The organism is Uniformispora flossi, from assembly GCF_049534875.1.
Taxonomy (GTDB): Bacteria; Actinomycetota; Actinomycetes; order Streptomycetales; family Streptomycetaceae; genus Yinghuangia; species Yinghuangia aomiensis.
The window spans coordinates 226,760-243,013 of the sequence record NZ_JBMULZ010000002.1 but is presented as its reverse complement, the minus strand read 5'-3'; the positions used below and the strand labels follow the sequence as shown (position 1 = coordinate 243,013).

The 16,254-nt window shown below is 73.3% G+C and carries 14 protein-coding genes; 4 read left to right on the top strand and 10 right to left on the bottom strand.

Going from position 1 to position 16,254, the window contains the following annotated elements; all coding sequences use genetic code 11:
• Positions 1-7: 7 nt before the first annotated feature.
• Positions 8-1,396 carry an amidohydrolase family protein gene (locus tag ACPA54_RS05370; RefSeq protein ID WP_423527292.1) on the top strand — a complete coding sequence of 463 codons (1,389 nt, stop codon included), beginning with the start codon at positions 8-10 and terminating at the stop codon, positions 1,394-1,396.
• Between the two features lie 79 nt (positions 1,397-1,475).
• Here ACPA54_RS05370 and ACPA54_RS05365 read toward each other — a convergent pair whose 3' ends face one another.
• From ACPA54_RS05365 to ACPA54_RS05355, 3 genes are all read right to left on the bottom strand, one after another.
• Positions 1,476-2,237, bottom strand: coding sequence for an SDR family oxidoreductase (locus ACPA54_RS05365; RefSeq protein WP_423527290.1), 762 nt, complete (start codon positions 2,235-2,237; stop codon positions 1,476-1,478).
• 151 nt (positions 2,238-2,388) lie between these two features.
• Complete coding sequence (locus ACPA54_RS05360) at positions 2,389-3,690, bottom strand: amidohydrolase family protein (protein WP_423527288.1); 1,302 nt, start codon at positions 3,688-3,690, stop codon at positions 2,389-2,391.
• Positions 3,691-3,757: 67 nt separating this feature from the next.
• Positions 3,758-4,393 carry a TetR/AcrR family transcriptional regulator gene (locus ACPA54_RS05355; protein WP_423527286.1) on the bottom strand — a complete coding sequence of 212 codons (636 nt, stop codon included), beginning with the start codon at positions 4,391-4,393 and terminating at the stop codon, positions 3,758-3,760.
• A 199-nt stretch (positions 4,394-4,592) separates the two neighbouring features.
• On the opposite strand from ACPA54_RS05355, the gene mug reads away from it, so the two are divergent.
• Entirely contained in the window at positions 4,593-5,156 is a 564-nt protein-coding gene (mug, locus tag ACPA54_RS05350; protein ID WP_423527284.1) for a G/U mismatch-specific DNA glycosylase, read from the top strand.
• Positions 5,157-5,170: 14 nt separating this feature from the next.
• Here the strand turns inward: mug and ACPA54_RS05345 are convergent, their stop codons facing one another.
• The gene (locus tag ACPA54_RS05345; protein WP_423527282.1) at positions 5,171-6,079 is read right to left on the bottom strand and encodes a poly-gamma-glutamate hydrolase family protein; all 909 of its coding nucleotides are present in this window, start codon (positions 6,077-6,079) and stop codon (positions 5,171-5,173) included.
• Positions 6,080-6,271: 192 nt separating this feature from the next.
• Positions 6,272-6,769 (bottom strand): MarR family winged helix-turn-helix transcriptional regulator, encoded by a 498-nt coding sequence (locus ACPA54_RS05340; protein WP_423527280.1) that lies wholly within the window; start codon positions 6,767-6,769, stop codon positions 6,272-6,274.
• A 180-nt stretch (positions 6,770-6,949) separates the two neighbouring features.
• On the opposite strand from ACPA54_RS05340, the gene ACPA54_RS05335 reads away from it, so the two are divergent.
• Complete coding sequence (locus tag ACPA54_RS05335) at positions 6,950-7,612, top strand: NAD(P)-dependent oxidoreductase (RefSeq protein WP_423527278.1); 663 nt, start codon at positions 6,950-6,952, stop codon at positions 7,610-7,612.
• A gap of 57 nt (positions 7,613-7,669) precedes the next feature.
• Here ACPA54_RS05335 and ACPA54_RS05330 read toward each other — a convergent pair whose 3' ends face one another.
• The 4 genes from ACPA54_RS05330 to ACPA54_RS05315 all read right to left on the bottom strand — a co-directional run bounded on the left by ACPA54_RS05330 (position 7,670) and on the right by ACPA54_RS05315 (position 14,274).
• On the bottom strand, positions 7,670-9,289 hold the full coding sequence (locus ACPA54_RS05330) for an MFS transporter (protein WP_423527276.1): 1,620 nt from the start codon (positions 9,287-9,289) through the stop codon (positions 7,670-7,672).
• A gap of 159 nt (positions 9,290-9,448) precedes the next feature.
• Positions 9,449-12,688 carry an AfsR/SARP family transcriptional regulator gene (locus tag ACPA54_RS05325; protein WP_423527274.1) on the bottom strand — a complete coding sequence of 1,080 codons (3,240 nt, stop codon included), beginning with the start codon at positions 12,686-12,688 and terminating at the stop codon, positions 9,449-9,451.
• Between the two features lie 84 nt (positions 12,689-12,772).
• Positions 12,773-13,531 carry an SDR family NAD(P)-dependent oxidoreductase gene (locus ACPA54_RS05320; RefSeq protein WP_423527272.1) on the bottom strand — a complete coding sequence of 253 codons (759 nt, stop codon included), beginning with the start codon at positions 13,529-13,531 and terminating at the stop codon, positions 12,773-12,775.
• A 170-nt stretch (positions 13,532-13,701) separates the two neighbouring features.
• Positions 13,702-14,274 carry a helix-turn-helix domain-containing protein gene (locus tag ACPA54_RS05315; protein ID WP_423527828.1) on the bottom strand — a complete coding sequence of 191 codons (573 nt, stop codon included), beginning with the start codon at positions 14,272-14,274 and terminating at the stop codon, positions 13,702-13,704.
• A 95-nt stretch (positions 14,275-14,369) separates the two neighbouring features.
• Between ACPA54_RS05315 and ACPA54_RS05310 the strand changes: the two genes are divergently transcribed.
• Positions 14,370-15,305, top strand: a complete 936-nt coding sequence (locus tag ACPA54_RS05310; RefSeq protein ID WP_423527270.1) for an EamA family transporter — start codon at positions 14,370-14,372, stop codon at positions 15,303-15,305.
• Between the two features lie 55 nt (positions 15,306-15,360).
• Here ACPA54_RS05310 and ACPA54_RS05305 read toward each other — a convergent pair whose 3' ends face one another.
• Positions 15,361-16,218 carry an SMP-30/gluconolactonase/LRE family protein gene (locus ACPA54_RS05305; RefSeq protein ID WP_423527268.1) on the bottom strand — a complete coding sequence of 286 codons (858 nt, stop codon included), beginning with the start codon at positions 16,216-16,218 and terminating at the stop codon, positions 15,361-15,363.
• Between the last annotated feature and the right edge of the window lie 36 nt (positions 16,219-16,254).

Here is a 16,254-nt window from a genome sequence, read left to right as displayed (position 1 = left end):
AGGAACCGTGCCCACCCCCGAGCCCGCCGCACCCCGCCTCGCACACCCGGTCGTCGACGCCGACGGCCACATCGTCGAAGCGCTGCCCGTCCTCACCGACGTCATCCGCAAAGTCGCCGGCGACCACGCCGCCGACCACTTCCTCGGCTCGTCCGCCACCTACGCCTCCCGCAGCGGCACCGACCGGCTCACCGCACTGACCGGCGACCAACGCCGCCTCGGGGCGTGGATCGCGCCCTGGTGGTCGCTGCCCGGCGACACCCTCGACCGTGCCACCGCGTTCCTGCCCGGACTGCTGTACGACCGCATGGACGCCATCGGGCTCGACTTCACCGTGCTCTACCCGAGCGTCGGCCTGGTCGCCGCCGGGCATCCCGACACGGGCATCCGCACCGGAGCGTGCCGCGGGATCAACACGTACCTCGCCGACCTCACCGCGGGCCTCGGCGACCGGATGACCGCGGCCGCCGTCATCCCCACCCACACGCCCGACGAGGCGCTCGCCGAACTCGACCACGCCGTCGGGACGCTGGGCTTCAAGGCCGTGCTCCTCAACAACGTCGTCGCGCGCACGGAACCGCAGCCCTGGTACGACGTGCTCGCGCTCGACAGCCTCCACGACTACGACCCCGTCTGGCAGCGCTGCACCGACCTCGGCGTCGCCGTCGCCGTCCACGCCCCCACCATGGGCATCGGCCTGCGCGGCTCCTCCACCCGCTACGCCTACAACCACATCGGCACCTTCGCCGCCGGCGGCGAAGCCTTCGCCAAAGCCCTGGTGTTCGGCGGCGTCGCGGACCGCTTCCCGCGCCTGAACTTCGCCTTCCTGGAAGGCGGCGCCACCTGGGGCGTCCAACTCGCCGCCGACCTCGCCGGACACTTCGACAAACGCGGCGGCCCGAACATCGCCGGGCTCGACCCGGCCCGTATCGACCCCGACCTGTGGGCCGACCTGTTCGCCCGGCACGGCGGCCCGTCCCTCGCCGAACCCGGCCTCGCCGCGGCGCTGCGTGGCCAGGCCGACAACCCGCCGCCCGAGCTGGACGACTTCCGCGACTCCGGAATCCGGGAAGCCGCCGACATCGCCCGGCTGTTCGACGGCTTCTACTTCGGTTGCGAAGCCGACGACCCGCTCGTCGCCTGGGCGTACGACAACCCCCTCGGCATCACCCTCAAACCCGTCCTCGGCTCGGACATCGGCCACTGGGACGTCACCGACATGCGCCACGTCGTCCACGAGGCCTACGAACTCGTCGAACGCGGACACCTGACCGCGGACCGCTTCCGCGCCTTCACCTGCGACGACCCGATCCGACTGCACGGGCGCATGAACCCGGAGTTCTTCGCGGGGACACCGGTGGCGGAGTATGCGGCCGGGCTGTTGGCCGACGGTTAGTTCGTCGGTCCGTCGGTTCGTCGGTCCGGTGGTCCTGTGGTCCTGTGGTCCTGCGGTCCGATGGTCTCTTGGTCCGCGGTCAGTTCGGTTGGCCGATCGGCCGGACGACCAGGGTGTTCACGTCCACGCCCGCGGGCTGGCCGATCGCCCACACGATCGCGTCCACGAGCTGGTCGGCGCCGATCATCGGACCTGCCGCCGCCGCGCCGCCCGGGCGCTCGTCCCAGAACGGGGTGAGCACCCGGCCGGGCGCGATCAGCGTCGTGCCGATGCCGTACCCGGTCACCAGCATCCGTACGTTCTCGGCAAAACCGGTCACCGCGAACTTCGTCATCGAATAGAGGTTCCCCGGCGTGTTCTTGAACCCGGCGACACTGCCGACCAGCACGATCCGGCCCTGCGACTCCTTGAGCGCCGGGAGCGCCGCACGCACCAGCAGCGCCGGGCCCAGCACGTTGGTCAGGACCATGTCCCGCCACTCCTCCGGGTCACCCGTCTCGACGTTGCCGCCGGTCGAGTAGCCCGCGTTCGCGATCGCGTAGTCGAGCCGTCCGAACACCCGCACGGTCTCCTCGACCGCCGCCGACACCTCGCCCCAGTCGCCCGCGTCCCCCGCGAACGTCAGCAGCGCGCCGGGCGCACCCGACGCGCGGGCCTCGTCCGCCAACGCGGCCAGCTTCTCCTCGCTGCGCCCGGTCGCCGCGACCCGGTGCCCGGCGGCGAGCAGCCGGCGCACGGTCTCCGCGCCGATGCCGCTCGACCCGCCGGTGACGAAGGTGACCGGGGCCGTCCCCGCGCGGGCGGAGTCGGCGGACGCGTCGTCGTGGTGTGCCGTGGTCATGTGCTCCCCGAGTCCTGGTGGTCCGGTGCCGCGGCCCGGCGTCGTCGGGCGACGCCGGGAATGATCTCCCGACGCTAGATCGTCCGTGGCGGAGGAGTCCACGCCATTCCGCGGGTGCGGCGCTTTGTGGCCGCCGCGCCCTCGGCCCGGCTTACGCCCAGGGGCCGACCGTGCGGAAGGCGAACGGACTGGCGCCCGCCGGGACCCGGTCCAGGGGCTCGCTGATCTCCTCGAACGTGGGCGCGCCGATCTCCTGCGCCGTCTTGGCGAGTTGCCCGGTGTCGAGGCCGTAGACGGCGGCCGCCGTGCCGCCGAGCATGGCGCGGACCGCGGACTCGTCGAGCCCCGCGAAGGTGTTGCGGATCGAGAGCTTGCCGTGCGCGACCGGCTCGCCGTACTGGTATGTGCCCTCCATGTGCGGGTAATCCGACCCCCACATCACCCGGTCGGCGTACCCGTCGCGCACCGCGCCCACTGCCTCGGAACGGGAGAGGAAACTCGCGCCGATGTACACGTTGCGCCGCATGTAGTGGCTCGGCAGCTCCGGCACCTGTGCGGCCAGGGCGTGGTTGCCGCGGGTGGCGGACATGTGCACGGTGTCGAGTTCGGTGGCGGTGTACGGCCACCACTCGCCCGGCTGCTCGGTCAGCACCAGCGTCAGGTCCGGGTGCCGCTCGAACACCCCCGAGAAGACGAGGTGGTGCAGCGCGCGACGGCTGTACCAGCCGCCGGACTCGATCTGTTGCAGCGCACCCAGCTCGGGACCGGCGAACAGCGTCGGGTCGCCCGCCCCCGAATGCGTCGTCAACGGCATCCGCAACTCGGCGGCGGCCGCCCAGAACTGCTCCCACGACCGGTCGTTGTAATGCCGCAGCCACGGCCGCGGAGCCGGGAAGTTGACCCCGCCGAGGCCGTCCTCGCGGGCCCGGCGCAACTCGGCGGTCGCGGCGTCGATGTCCCACATCGGCAGGTGCGCGAGCCCGACGTGCCGGTGCGGGGCATCACGGCACACGTCGGCCAGCCACCGGTTGTAGATCCGGATGCCTTCCGCGGCCAGTTCGGGATTGTCGTTGGCGCCCAGCATCGACGTCTGGAACGGCACCGGCTGGTCGTTCTGGCTGCCGTGGAAGATCACCTCGGCGGCGATGCCTTCGGCGTCGAGATCCCGGCGGCGGGCGGCCGGATCGTGGTGCCCGTCGGTGAGCCGGTTGCGCCACGGACCGTCCGGGTCGATCTCCTCGCTGCGTTCGAGATAGCGCCCGCGCGACCGGTTCGGGTCGGCCACATAGGCGTCGAATGCGTCGAGGAGACCGGCGGGGCAGTAGGGGCGGAGGTCTTCGACGAGCCGGGGACCGATGTGGCAGTCGGCGGAGACGATGGGGACGGGGGCGCCGCCGGGGGTGCCGGGTATTGCCGTCGTGCCGGACGCTGCGGTGGCCGGGCCGGTGGTCATACGGATCTCCTTCGCGGGGGGCGGTGCAGGTGTGGTGCTGGGCCTTGCTCGGTGTGCGTGGTGCCGATTACGCGGATCCGGGTGTGGGCCGGTCGTCGGCGAGGGTGTCGAGGGCGCGGCGGACCATCGCGGGCAGGTCGCCGCGGGCGCCGTCGGCCGCCCACCGCTCGGCGACGTCGTCGAGCACGGCGACGACGGCGGTGGCGAGTACGCGGGCGTCGTCGTCCGGCATCCGGGCGTGCTCGGCGATCGCCTCGGCGATGCCGTCCCGCCACCGGCCGAGCAGCCCGGCGGCCCGGCCGCGGAGCACCGCGGACCCGGCGAGCGCGCTGCGCGCGAGGGCCAGCCGACGGCGCGTCTCCGCATCCAACGGCGCCTGCGCCGCCAGCGCGGCCGCGATCGCCTTCAGCGGCGCCTCCCCGGCGGGCCGCGCAGCGATGGCGGCGCGCAGTGCCGGGATCCGAACGTCCTGCTCGGGAAACAGCAGCCCTTCCTTCGCCGGGAAGTACCGCGCCACCGTCGCGGACGACACCCCGGCCCGCGCGGCGATGTCCGGGACGGTCGTCGCGTCGTACCCGTCTTCGGCGAAGAGCGTCAGCGCGGCATCCACGATCGCCGCGCGCACCTGGAGCTTCTTGCGATCCCGCAGACCCAAGGGGGCGGCGGAATCGAGAACTTCGGGGAAGGAGGGAAGAGGGAGCACGCAGGAAATGATGGTCGACTCTCAATTGAGAGTCAACCATCAGAATCCCGATGCAGGGGGACGCGGTGGGAGGCGGTGGGACGCGGCGCTCGGCTCGCCGAGGTTCGGCATCGCCCGACCGGGCGGCACGAGACCGCGGTGGCGTTTTCGGTGGGGGAGCCCCGTCGGGGGCCGGCGTCCGGTCGGGGAGACTGGGCGTGTGACTCAGCGCTATACCCGTGACGAACTTGCCGCCGCCGTAGGGCGGACCATCCCCGATGTCATCGGGCCCGACCTGCGGGTGCTGTTCTGCGGGATCAACCCCGGGCTGATGTCCGCGGTGACCGGGCATCACTTCGCGCGGCCGGGCAACCGGTTCTGGCCCGCGCTGCACCGGGCCGGGTTCACCCCGCGGCTGTTCCGCCCCGACGAGCAGCAGGAACTCGTGGCGCTCGGCTACGGGATCACCAACGTCGTGGCCCGGGCCACCGCCGGAGCCGCCGAGCTGAGCGCGGACGAGTACCGGGACGGCGGGAAGGTGCTGCGGGCCAAGGTGGCCGAGCTGCGCCCGTCCTGGCTTGCGGTGGTCGGCATCGGTGCGTACCGGACGGCGTTCGGGAAGCCGAAGGCTGTGCTCGGCCGCCAGCCGGACAAGCTGGGCGAGACCGGCGTGTGGGTGCTGCCGAACCCGAGCGGGTTGAACGCGCACTTCACCGTGGACACGTTGGCGGCGGAGTTCGCCAAGCTGCGGGATGCGGTCGTGGAGGAGGAAGGCGCGGGCTGAGTCGCGCCGCGTTCTCAAACGCGGGCGGGCACGTTCGGGTCCCGGTCGCGGGTGGCGATCGCCGTGCGGATCGCGCGGACGAAGGCGTCGAAGGTCCCGGTCGTGTTCGTGGCGCGCTCGGCGACGGTGTTCTTGCCCGGGGCGAACATCGCGTCCCGGAGTCCGGCGGTCAGTTCGAGCTGGACGCCGCCGCCGGACAGCGTGCGGTTGACGAGGTTGTCGGCAGCCCGGCCGGCGAGGGACGGGACGTCGGCGCCGTCGACGACCCGGAAGCCCCCGGCTCGGAGGGCCGTCCGGGTCACGCGCCGGAACTCGGCGTCGAGGCCGCCGACCACGACGGCTTGGCCGTCGCCCGTGGCGCCCGCCTGCCCGGCCGTGCAGCCGTGCAGCGACAGGGCCGTCCGGCTGCCGCCGGCCAGGGCCAGCGCCACCGGGTCGTCGCAGTGCGTGGACGTCACGTGCAGGCGGGCGTTGCGGTCGGCCATCAGTCCCTCGAACATCCAGTAGTCGTACGTCGGTCCGCCGAGCGGCGTCAGGTCCGCGGGCCGGTAGCCGGCGACGGCCAGGCACAGTTCGGACGTGCCGCGTTCGATACCGCCGCCGTGCGGCGCCAGGACGGCCGTGCCCCCGAACGCGGGACTGTCACCTTGCGCGTCGTCGAACGCCGCGTGCTTGCGGTAGCGGCGCGCCCAGTCGCGTCCCTCGCGCAGCGCGGGATCGGCGTACAAAGCGGTACTCGTGGGATACATGTCGCCGCCTGACCCGCCGTCGTCGTCACGCGGGGTGGTGCCGGCACCCTGGGCCGGGCCCGTCAGCAATGCCGCGGTGCCGGTCGCCGCGCCGGTCACGCCGACTGCGCCCAGGATCAGCGCGTTTCGGCGCGTGAGCCATCGGCTGCCGTTCCCGCCTTGCTCGCCTGTCATGGCGTCGTGCCTCTCGCAATCATGGGCGCCCCGGGACTGTGGTGGTCACACGGTTACGCAGTCACGCGGTCACACTGTCACGCGGTGTCGCGCGGTCACACCATCACATGTTCGCCTCGCTCGGTGGCCCCGGGGCCGCGTGGTCGCGTGCGGCGAGGCACACCGACGTGGATCGGGCGGCCGGCCCGATCCTTACCCCGCCTCCAACGCCCCCAGCAGCGCCCGCAGCCCCTCCGTCAATGCCGCTCGCTGCGCCACGGTCAGGGAGGCCAGCAGGCGGTGTTCCGTGGCAACGTGGTCGGCCACCGCGCGGTCGATCAACGTGCGTCCTGCGGTGGTCAGTTGGACGTGGACGGTGCGTCCGTCGCCGGCGCCGCGCCGCCGTTCGAGCAGGCCCGCGGACTCGAGGCGGTCCAGGCGCTGGGTGACCGCGCCGGACGTGACCATCGAGCTGCGCATCAGTTCGGACGGCGTGAGGGGCGTGTCGCCGTGCCGCCGCAGCGTGGCCAGGACATCGAACGAGCCGGCGTCGAGGCCGTGTTCGGCGAACGTCTTGCGCAGTTCGCCGCTCGCCAGCAGCGAGGCGCGGGACAGGCGGCCGAACACGGCCATGGGGGAGGCGTCGAGGTCGGGGCGTTCGCGGGCCCACTGGGCGAGGATCCGGTCGACGTGGTCAGGCGTGTCGGGCACGTCGGGAGGGTCGGGTACGGGGACTTCCACGGCTTCGGGCACCTCCTCAGGCTAGTCGATGTCTTAGCAGTGAGATACCTCACGGCGGTGTCAGGTTGGCAGATCTCTTAACGTTAAGAGAATATTGCTTAGCGCTAAGAGATATTCGCATCGGGCGCCACCAGCCGAGGAGCAACAGCCATGTCCACCACCACTTCCACCCTCAAAATCGTCGTCTTCGGCGCCGCCGGGAACGTCGGGCGCCGGGTCGTCGTCGAGGCCCTGTCCCGCGGGCACCACGTCACCGCGGTGGTCCGCGACGCCGCACGCTTCCCCGAACTCCCGCCCGGTGCCGTACCCCGGGTGGGGGATGCCGCGAACCCCGCCGACGTCGCCGCCCTCACCGCCGGACACGACGTCGCCGTCGGCGCCACCCGGCCCGCCCTCGGCGACGAGGACGCTCTGGTGGCCGCCGCCGAAGGGCTGGTCGCGGGGGCGGAACAGTCCGGTGTGCGGCTGCTGCTCGTCGGCGGTGCGGGCAGCCTCGTGCTGCCCGGGTCCGACGGTCTCACCGTCGAGGAAGGCCCGGACTTCCCGGCCGACTGGCGGCCGATCGCCCGCGCCTGCACCGCGCAACTCGCCGTGGTGCGCACCGCCCCGCCCACCGTCGACTGGGCGTACGTGAGCCCCGCCGCGATCCTCGAACCCGGCGCACGCACCGGCGTGTTCCGGCTCGGCGCCGACGAGCTGGTCGTCGACGCGGACGGCGTATCGGCGATCTCCATGGAAGACCTCGCCGTCGCCCTCGTCGACGAAGCCGAACACCCGAAGCACCACCGGACCCGGTTCACCCTCGGCTACTGAGGGCGAACCAGGCCCGATCGCCCAGGCGAACCTGCCCCCACCAACCCGCGTCGCCGGTCAGGAGGTCGGAGCCGCCTCCGATTCCGCCGCCCCCGGTAGCGCGACCTCGGGTCCCGCCGCCGCCGAAGGGACGCCGCTCCCCACGGCGGCGGCGGAATCCTCGTCCAGCACCTTCGGCACGTCCCGCAGCAGCACCAGTGCCGCGATTCCGGCCGCCAGTGCCAGGCCCGCGCTCGTGAGCAGCGCGATGTGCATGCCGTCCACATACGCCCCGCGTGCCGCGGATATGACGCGCCCGGCCAGGTCCGCGGGCAGCGATGCCGCCGCTTCCACGGCCGAGCCGACGGAGTCCTCCACCGGACCGCGGGCCGATGCCGGGGTGCCCGCGGGCGCTTCCACCGACGAGCGGTACACGCCGTTGAGGATGCTGCCCAGCACCGCCATGCCCAGTGCGCCGCCGAGTTCGGTCGCCGTCTCGGAGATCGCCGAGGCGGCACCCGCGCGGTCCTTCGGCACGGAGGCCAGGATCGTGTCGCCGGTGACCGTCATCGCTACGCCCATGCCGATCGCGCACGGGGCCATTCCCGCCACCAGCAGCAGGTAGTCGGCATGCGCGCCGGACAGTGTGTAGAGCGAGAACCCGGTCGCCGACACCGCCATCCCCAGCGCGACCACGCGTGCCCGGCCCAGCCGGCCGATCAGCGGCGCCGCCACGGCCCCGCCGATCATCGCGCATATGCCGCCGGGCAGTCCGGCCAGGCCGGCCTTCAGCGGCGACCACCCCAGCACCAGCTGGAAGTACTGCGCGAACAGCAGCGACTGGGCGATCAGCGCGAACATCGAGAAGCCGTTCGCCAGCACCGACCCGGTGAAGGCCTTGCGGCGGAACAGCGACACGTCGATCAGCGGCGACGCGACCCGGCTCTGCCGGCGGATGAACGCCACGCCCGCCGCCAGCCCGACGACCAGCCCGACCGCGACCTGGAGGCGCCACGGGCCGTCCGCCGCGGCCTCCTTCACCGCGTACACGACGCCGACCACGCCCAGGATCGACAGCGGCACACTCGGCACGTCCAGCCGCCCCGGCCGCGGATCGCGCGACTCCGGCAGGATCAGCGCCCCTGCCACGCACGCGACCAGCATCAGCGGCACGTTGATGAGGAAAACCGAACCCCACCAGAAGTGGTCGAGCATCAGACCGCCGAACACCGGTCCCAGCCCGACGCCGAGCGCGCCCACGCCCATGCCGACGCCGACCGCCGTCGTGCGTTCCCCCGGGTCGGTGAACACCTGCCGGCTGATCGACAGCGTGGACGGCATGATCGTCGCGCCCGCGACCCCGAGCAGCGCCCGCGCCGCGATCAGCGTCTCCGCGTTCCACGCGTACGCGGTCAGCAGCGATATCGCCGCGAACGCGACCGTGCCCAGCAGGAACAGCCGCTTGCGGCCGATCCGGTCGCCGACCACACCCATGGTGACGAGGAACCCGGCCAGCGCGAAGCCGTACGCGTCGGCGATCCACAGGATCTGGTTCGCCGACGGGCCGATGTCCTCGACGAGCCCGGGAATCGCCAGGTGCAGCGCGGTCATGTCGATGCCGAGCACCAGGTTCGCCAGGCAGCCCACGGCCACCGTCGCCCACCGGCGGGCGGAGGAGATCTGCGCGTTGTCGTCCATGGCGCGAGCGTCCCGCACCGGGCTTACCGCGCCCTTACGGATCACTGACCGTCCGCTGACCGGGCGCCGCGAATCGCCACGACCGCGACCGTCCGGGGACCAACCGGGGACTAACCGGGCACTGACCGAGGACTAACCGCACCTTCGCCCGGCACCCCGCTACCCGGCGCTGAACCGCGCCGCGAACTCCATCACGTCGGTGCGCGGCACCGCCGCACCGGCCGTGTACGCCGTCTCGAACTCGGCCGCCCCCAAAGCCGTCCGCGCCGCCGCCGTCACCCGCGCGACGTCCGCCTGGCCCGGGATCGTCGCGCCGCGCACCGCCGCGCCGAGCCCGAGCAGTGCCGCCGCTCCTGCCGCGTCGCCGTCGCGCGTGGCGGAGCCCGCCAGCGCCTCGATGCCGCACGCCGCGGACATGAAATTGCCGCGCGCGTACGTCATCTCCACGGCCGCCCAGGCCAGACCGCGCGCCGTCCGGGTGTCCTCGTCCAGCTCCAACGCCGTCCACGCCAGGTCCGTGAGGATGCCCGCGACCGATTCCTCACTGCCGAACGTGCTCGACGGACACTCCGCCAACGCCTGCTCCTGCAGCCGCCGTGCCTCGCCCGGATCGCCGTCGAGCCGAGCCAGCACCCCCAGCCCGCACCGCGCCCCGGCCGCGGTCATCGGGCGGCCGGTCCGCTGCGCCGACCGCATGGCGCGCTCGAAATCCGCGCGTGCTCCCGCCGGGTCGCCGGCCCGCAGCCGCATGTCGCCGCGCCGCACCAGCAGGTCGTCGATGTCCTCGGTGATCCCGAGGCGGCCCATCATGTCCAGTGCCTCGTCCGTCAGCGCCAGCGCGCCCGTCAGGTCGCCCGACCAGTCCTCCAGGACCGCGAGCTGGTCGATCGAGTTCGCGATGCCCCACTCGTCGCCGATCTCCCGGAACCGGGCCAGCGATTCCTCGAACTCGGCACGAGCCGCCGGGAGCTCGCCGCCGTACAGGGCCATGAAGCCCTGCCCGATGTGCAGGATCGCCCGCGACCACGGGTCCTCGCCCATCAAGTCCCACGCCGGGTCCTGGCGGCCCGCGTCCGGGCCGACCGCCATCCCGACCATGACCCACATCTGCGGGCGGCGCGGCTTGTGCGGCAGCGTGTTCATCAGCGGCAGCGCCCGCCCGAGCAGATCGGCGTGCGCGCCGGTCGCCGGGTCGACCGCGGGTATCGCGGTCATGAGGCACATCAGGTACTCCTCGGTCATGCCGTCCGGCGGCACCGGCCCGATCTTCCCGATGAGTTCGAGGTTCGGCACGGCGGCTTCGTGGCGCACGCCGCGCAGCCACCAGTACCAGGCCAGCGCCGCGCCGAGCCGCAGCGCGGCCACCGGGTCGGCGTCGACGGCCCACCGCACCGCGGCGCGCAGGTTCGCGTGCTCGGCCCGCAGGCGGGCGAGCCACTCCAGTTGGTCGCGGGTCCGCAGATACGGCTCGGCGTGGTCGGCGAACTCCAGGAAGTAGGCCGCGTGCGCCTTCTCCAGCGCGGCGCGTTCCCCGGCCTCGTCGAGCCGTTCCGCGCCGTACAGCCGGATCGTCTCGGACATGCGGTACCGGTACGGTCCCGCGTCGTCCGCCCCGGACGGCTCGATGAGCGACTTGTCCGCGAGATCCGCCAGCAGGTCGACGACCTCGTCCTCGTCGACCCCGCACACCCGCGCGGCCGCCTCGATCGTCGCCCCGCCCGGGAAAACGGTCAGCCGCCGTGCCAGGGTCTGCTCGGCCTCGTCGAGGAGTTCCCAGCTCCACTCGACCACCGCACGCAGCGTCTGGTGCCGCGGCGCCGCGGCCCGGTCGCCGCGCGACAGCAGCCGGAACCGGTCGTCCAGCCGCGCCGCGACCTGCGCCAACGGCAGCGCGCGCAGCCGGGCGGCGGCCAGTTCGATCGCGAGCGGCAGCCCGTCGAGCCCGTCGCACACCGCCTGCACGATCGGCACCGTGCCGGCGTCGAGCATGAAGTCGGGGCGCACGGCGGCGGCCCGGTCGGCGAACAGCCGTACCGCCGGCGAGGCGAGGGCCTCGTCGGGCGAGGCGTCCGGCGCGGGGAGCGCCAGCCGCGGCACCGGGCAGAGCGACTCGCCGGTGATCCCCAGCGCCTCGCGGCTCGTCGCCAGCACCCGCACGCCCGGGCACGCCGCCAGCAGGCGGTGCGTCAACCGCGCCACGTCGGCGACGACCTGCTCGCAGTTGTCCAGGATCAGCAGCAGCTCGCGCGTCGCGAGGCCGGTGATCAGCCGCTCGGTGTCGTCGTCGAACTGCCCGGGACCCGCGGGCATCAGGCTGCCGCCGCGCAGCCCGAGCGCGGACAGCACGGTCTGCGCCAGCTCGTCCTCGCGCCGCACCGGAGCCAAGTCGACGAAGCACACGTCGCCTTCGGCCCGCCGCCCGGCTTCCACGGACAGCCGGGTCTTGCCGGTGCCGCCCGGCCCGGTGAGGGTGATCAGCCGGGCCCGGCCGGACAGCTCGGCGATGCGCGCCAGTTCGGCGTCGCGGCCGACGAAGCTCGTCAGTGCGGCGGGCAGGCCGCGCCGGTCGGGGCCTTCAGGTGTGGTCGGCTCCGGTGCGGCGGATGGGTTCGGGGCCGGCGCCGGTGCGGCCGGGGAGGCCGCGGTCAGCGACGGTGCCGCGCGGAGGATGTCGAGGTGGAGTGCGGCGAGGTCCGCGGACGGGTCGGTGCCGAGTTCGTCGGCGAGCAGCCGCCGGGTGTCCTCGTAGACGGCGAGCGCGTCGGCCTGGCGGCCCGCCCCGTACAGCGCCCGCATGAGCTGCCCGACGAGCCGTTCGCGCAGCGGGTGCGCGGCGACGAGCTGCCGCAGTTCGCCCGACACGTCCTGGTGGTGGCCGAGGGCCAGGTCGGCTTCGATGCGGTCGGCGAGCGCGTCCAGGCGGAGTTCTTCCCACGCGGCGGACCGCGCGGGCGCGAACGGCGCGTGCAGGATGTCGGCGAACGCGGGCCCGCGCCACAACGCCAGCGCACTGCCCAGCAGCTCCGAGGCCTCCGCATGCCGGCCGGACGCCAACGCCCGCCGCCCGTCGCGCGCAAGGCGGGTGAACCGGTGCGCGTCGACCTGATCGGGCGTCACCGACAGTCGGTATCCGGCGGCGTGGAACTCGACGAGCTTGTCGGTGCCGGCCTCGTCGCGCAGCCCGCGGCGCAGCCGGGACACCTGTGACTGCAGCGCGTTGGCCGCACCCGCGGGCGGCTCGTCGCCGTACAGAGCGTCGACCAGCGTTTCGGTCGGCACGATCCGCCCCGCATCGAGCAGCAGCAGCGCCAGCAGCGAACGGACCCGCGGACCTCCGACCGCGACCGCGGTGCCGTCCTCGTGATGTGCCTCGACCGAGCCGAGAATGCCGAACAACATGCGGTGATTCTTTCGTACCGGGAGACGCCCCGGCACGGCACGTGCGCGGACGGGCCGACCGCCCGCGCACGTGCCCGCCGCGGATCAGCCCGCGAACCAGCCGCCGTCGACCGGCATGATCGCGCCGCTCACGTACGAAGCGGCATCCGACGCCAGGAACACCGCGACCGACGCCATCTGCTCCGGCTCGGCCATCGCGCCCGCGTTCATCAGCACGCCCGACAGCCGGCCGAAGCCGTCCTCGCTCATCGCCCCCTGCACGATGTTCGTGTTGACCGCGCCGGGGCAGATCGCGTTGCAGCGCAGACCCTGCTCCCGGTACATGTACGCGATGCTCCGGGTCAGACCCACCACGCCGTGCTTGGACGCGGTGTACGACGGCCCGCCGCAACCGCCGCGTATGCCCGCCTCCGACGCGGTGTTGATGATGCTGCCCTTGCTCGTCAGCAGGTGCGGCAGCGCGGCGCGCGCGACCAGGAACACGCCGGTCAGGTTCACCCCGAGGGTGCGCTGCCACTCGGCGAGCGAGATGTCCTCCAGCAGGCCCATCGAGTCGAGGACGCCGGCGTTGTTGCACAGCACGTTCAGACCGCCGTACGTGCTCACGGCCGTCTCGACCATCGCCGCGACCGACGCCTCATCCGCGACGTCGACCTGCACGGCCGTGGCGGTGCCGCCCGCCGCCTCGATCTCGGCGACCGTCTTGCCGGCCGTCTCCGCGGACAGGTCGGCCACGACCACGCGGTCGCCCTGGGCCGCGAACGCGGCGGCCATCGCCCGGCCGATGCCGGAGCCGCCGCCGGTGACCAGAACGGTGCGGCCGGACGCGGGGGAAACACTCATGATCGCTGCTCCTTGACGACGCGGTGACGTACCGGCAGATCCGGAGACGGCCGTGGAAGGCCGCCGGGGTCGGCCGGGACCACGCTATGGCACGCAGTGCCATAAATGCACGCGTCGAGGCGCGGAAATTTGTGCGGTCGGAGGCGGAGGCGCTCGGCGCCGTGGAGCCGCTACTGCGCGGGCGGCACCGACACCACCAGGGTGATCCGCACCGGCGTGCCGCCGCGGTTGTGGTACCCGTGCGCGACGTGCGACTCGAAGTGCGCGGTGGCGCCGGTCGGGACGGTGTACGCGCGGCCGTCCAGCAGCAGCGTCAGCTCGCCCTCGTCGACCCGCACCAGCTCCGCGGTGCCCGGCGGATGCGGCTCCGAGTCATGGCCTTCGCCCGGCATCAGCCGCCAGCTCCACAACTCCAGCGGGCCGGGCGCCTCGGTGCCGCCCAGCAGCCGGCCTTCGCTGCCCGCCTCCGTCGACCACAGCGCGACGGACTCCTCCGCGGGCGTGATCCGCACCGCGGGCGTGTCCGAATAGTCCAGCAGTTGCGCGATGCTGACGCCGAGCGCGTCGGCGACCCGCACCAGCGTCCCGATGCTCGGGTTCGTGCGGGCCTGCTCGATCTGGATGAGCATGCCGCGGCTCACGCCCGCCCGCGCCGCCAGCATGTCGAGGCTGAAGTCGCGCGCTTGGCGCAGCCGCTTCGTGTTGCGCGCGATCGACTGCGTGACCAGCTCCAGGTCGGGCACGGCACCGTCCAATATTGTGGCTGACATGGTCCAGTGGAGTGCACTACTGTCCAGTGCACCGATCAGTTCACCGTACTGGACCGAGGGCTGGACCTATGACGATCGCACTCGCGCTGCTCACCAGCGGACTGTGGGGACTCGCCGACTTCGGTGCGGGCCTGCTCTCCCGACGCATGCCCGCCGCCCGCGTCGTCGTCTGCTCGCAAGGAGCCGCGGCCCTCGTCCTCGCCGTCGTCGTGGCGGCGACCGGCGCGTACACCGAAGCCGGACACCGGCTTTGGTACGCCTTCGCGGCCGGCTGCGTCGGCCCGCTCGCACTGCTGTGCTTCTACTCGGCGCTCGCCCGCGGACCGATGGGCGTGGTCTCGCCGCTGGCGACCGCCGGCGTCGCGATCCCCGTCGGCATCGGATTCGCGGTCAACGGCGAACGCCCCGGAGCCCTCCAGTACGCCGGAATCGCCGTCGCCATCGTGGGCATTGCCCTCGCGGGCGGCCCCCGCACCGGCGGAGCGCCGGTGCAGCGGACCACGATTCTGCTGACGCTGGGCGCGGCGCTCGGCTTCGGCACGGTGTTCGCCCTGATCGCGGAGGCGTCGGTGACGATCCCGGGGCTGTTCCTGGCATTGCTGGTGCAGCGCACGGTGAACGTGGCGGTGGGGGGAGTGGTGTTGGTGGCGGGGGAGAGGCGAGGGCGTCGGCGGACGGCGGCACCCCTGGCGACGGGGACGGTGCCGGACGCGGCGGCGATATCCGGGGACTTCTCCGACCGGGCAGGCCCGTCCCGGCGTGGCCTCGCGTGGTCCGCCCTTCCCGCCGTCGCCGTCGTCGGCTTGGTCGACACCGCCGCGAACGGGACCTACGCGTTGTCCACCCGGACCGGGCCGGTCACGGTGGCCGCGGTGTTGGCCTCGCTCTACCCGGTCGTCACGGCGCTCGCCGCGCGCGGAATCCTCAAGGAACGGCTCCTGCGCGCGCAGGCGGTGGGCGCGGGGCTGGCGCTGGCGGGGACCGTGCTGCTGGCGGCGGGGTGAGGCGCCGACCGGCGGACGTACCGCCACCCCGGCGCTCCGCAGCGCCGTTCGGCTCCTACGGCCTCCCCGCCCCGGCCACGTCCACCCGCACCGCTTCGACTCGGCCCGCGCGGAGTTCGCGGGACTTGGCCGCGTCGCCGAGCGTGGCGGCGGTGACCAGGAACAGCGTGCGGCGGTCGGCGCCGCCCAGGACGCAGGCGATCGCGCGTCGCTCGCCGTCGAGTTCGACGGCCTCGGCGACGCCGCCGCCTTCGCGGACCCGGACGAAGCGGCGCGCGACGGGGCACGCGACCCAGACCGCGCCTTCCGCGTCGAGGCAGATCCCGTCGGGGTGGTCGCCGTCACCGAGCGGCGCGTAGACGCGGCGGCCGGACAGTGAGCCGTCGGGCGCGACATCGAACGCGGTCAGCCGCCGAGCCGCGCTCTCCGCGACGATCAGCAGCGAACCGTCGGGCGACAACGCCATGCCGTTCGCGCAGTGCAGGTCGTCGGCGACCGCGCGGGCCGTGCCGTCCGGGGCTACGCCGATCAGCGGCATCGGCTCGGGGCGGGAGCCGTGGCTGTGGAAGTCGTAGCCCATCTGCCCGACGTACGCGAAGCCGTCCGCGCGCACCACCATGTCGTTGACGTGGTGGCGGCCCAGCCGGTCGAGTTCCGCGTGCGTCGACCACGCCCCGTCGTGCAGCCGCAGCACCCGCCGCTCGGCCATCGCGACGGCCAGGACGTCGCCGTCGGGGAGGAAGCCCAGCCCGGAGACCTGGTCGTCCGGGTACTCGGCAACCGGCGCCGCATCGGAGCCCGTCTCGTCGGACGACCACACTTGGTGGCCGAGCAAGTCGGAGAACCACAGCCTGCCGTCATGCCAGCGCGGGCCCTCGCCGAAGCACAGCCCGTCCACGATCGTCTTCCGCATGCGCACTTGCGTACCCGATGGCCCGTCAGATGAGAA

Bases quoted from the DNA above. Each gene is read 5' to 3' on its own strand.
- ACPA54_RS05365 (WP_423527290.1), bottom strand. From the start codon at position 2,237: ATGACCACGGCACACCACGACGACGCGTCCGCCGACTCCGCCCGCGCG.
- ACPA54_RS05360 (WP_423527288.1), bottom strand. From the start codon at position 3,690: ATGACCACCGGCCCGGCCACCGCAGCGTCCGGCACGACGGCAATACCC.
- ACPA54_RS05345 (WP_423527282.1), bottom strand. From the start codon at position 6,079: ATGACAGGCGAGCAAGGCGGGAACGGCAGCCGATGGCTCACGCGCCGA.
- ACPA54_RS05335 (WP_423527278.1), top strand. From the start codon at position 6,950: ATGTCCACCACCACTTCCACCCTCAAAATCGTCGTCTTCGGCGCCGCC.
- ACPA54_RS05330 (WP_423527276.1), bottom strand. From the start codon at position 9,289: ATGGACGACAACGCGCAGATCTCCTCCGCCCGCCGGTGGGCGACGGTG.
- ACPA54_RS05325 (WP_423527274.1), bottom strand. From the start codon at position 12,688: ATGTTGTTCGGCATTCTCGGCTCGGTCGAGGCACATCACGAGGACGGC.
- ACPA54_RS05320 (WP_423527272.1), bottom strand. From the start codon at position 13,531: ATGAGTGTTTCCCCCGCGTCCGGCCGCACCGTTCTGGTCACCGGCGGC.
- ACPA54_RS05310 (WP_423527270.1), top strand. From the start codon at position 14,370: ATGACGATCGCACTCGCGCTGCTCACCAGCGGACTGTGGGGACTCGCC.
- ACPA54_RS05305 (WP_423527268.1), bottom strand. From the start codon at position 16,218: ATGCGGAAGACGATCGTGGACGGGCTGTGCTTCGGCGAGGGCCCGCGC.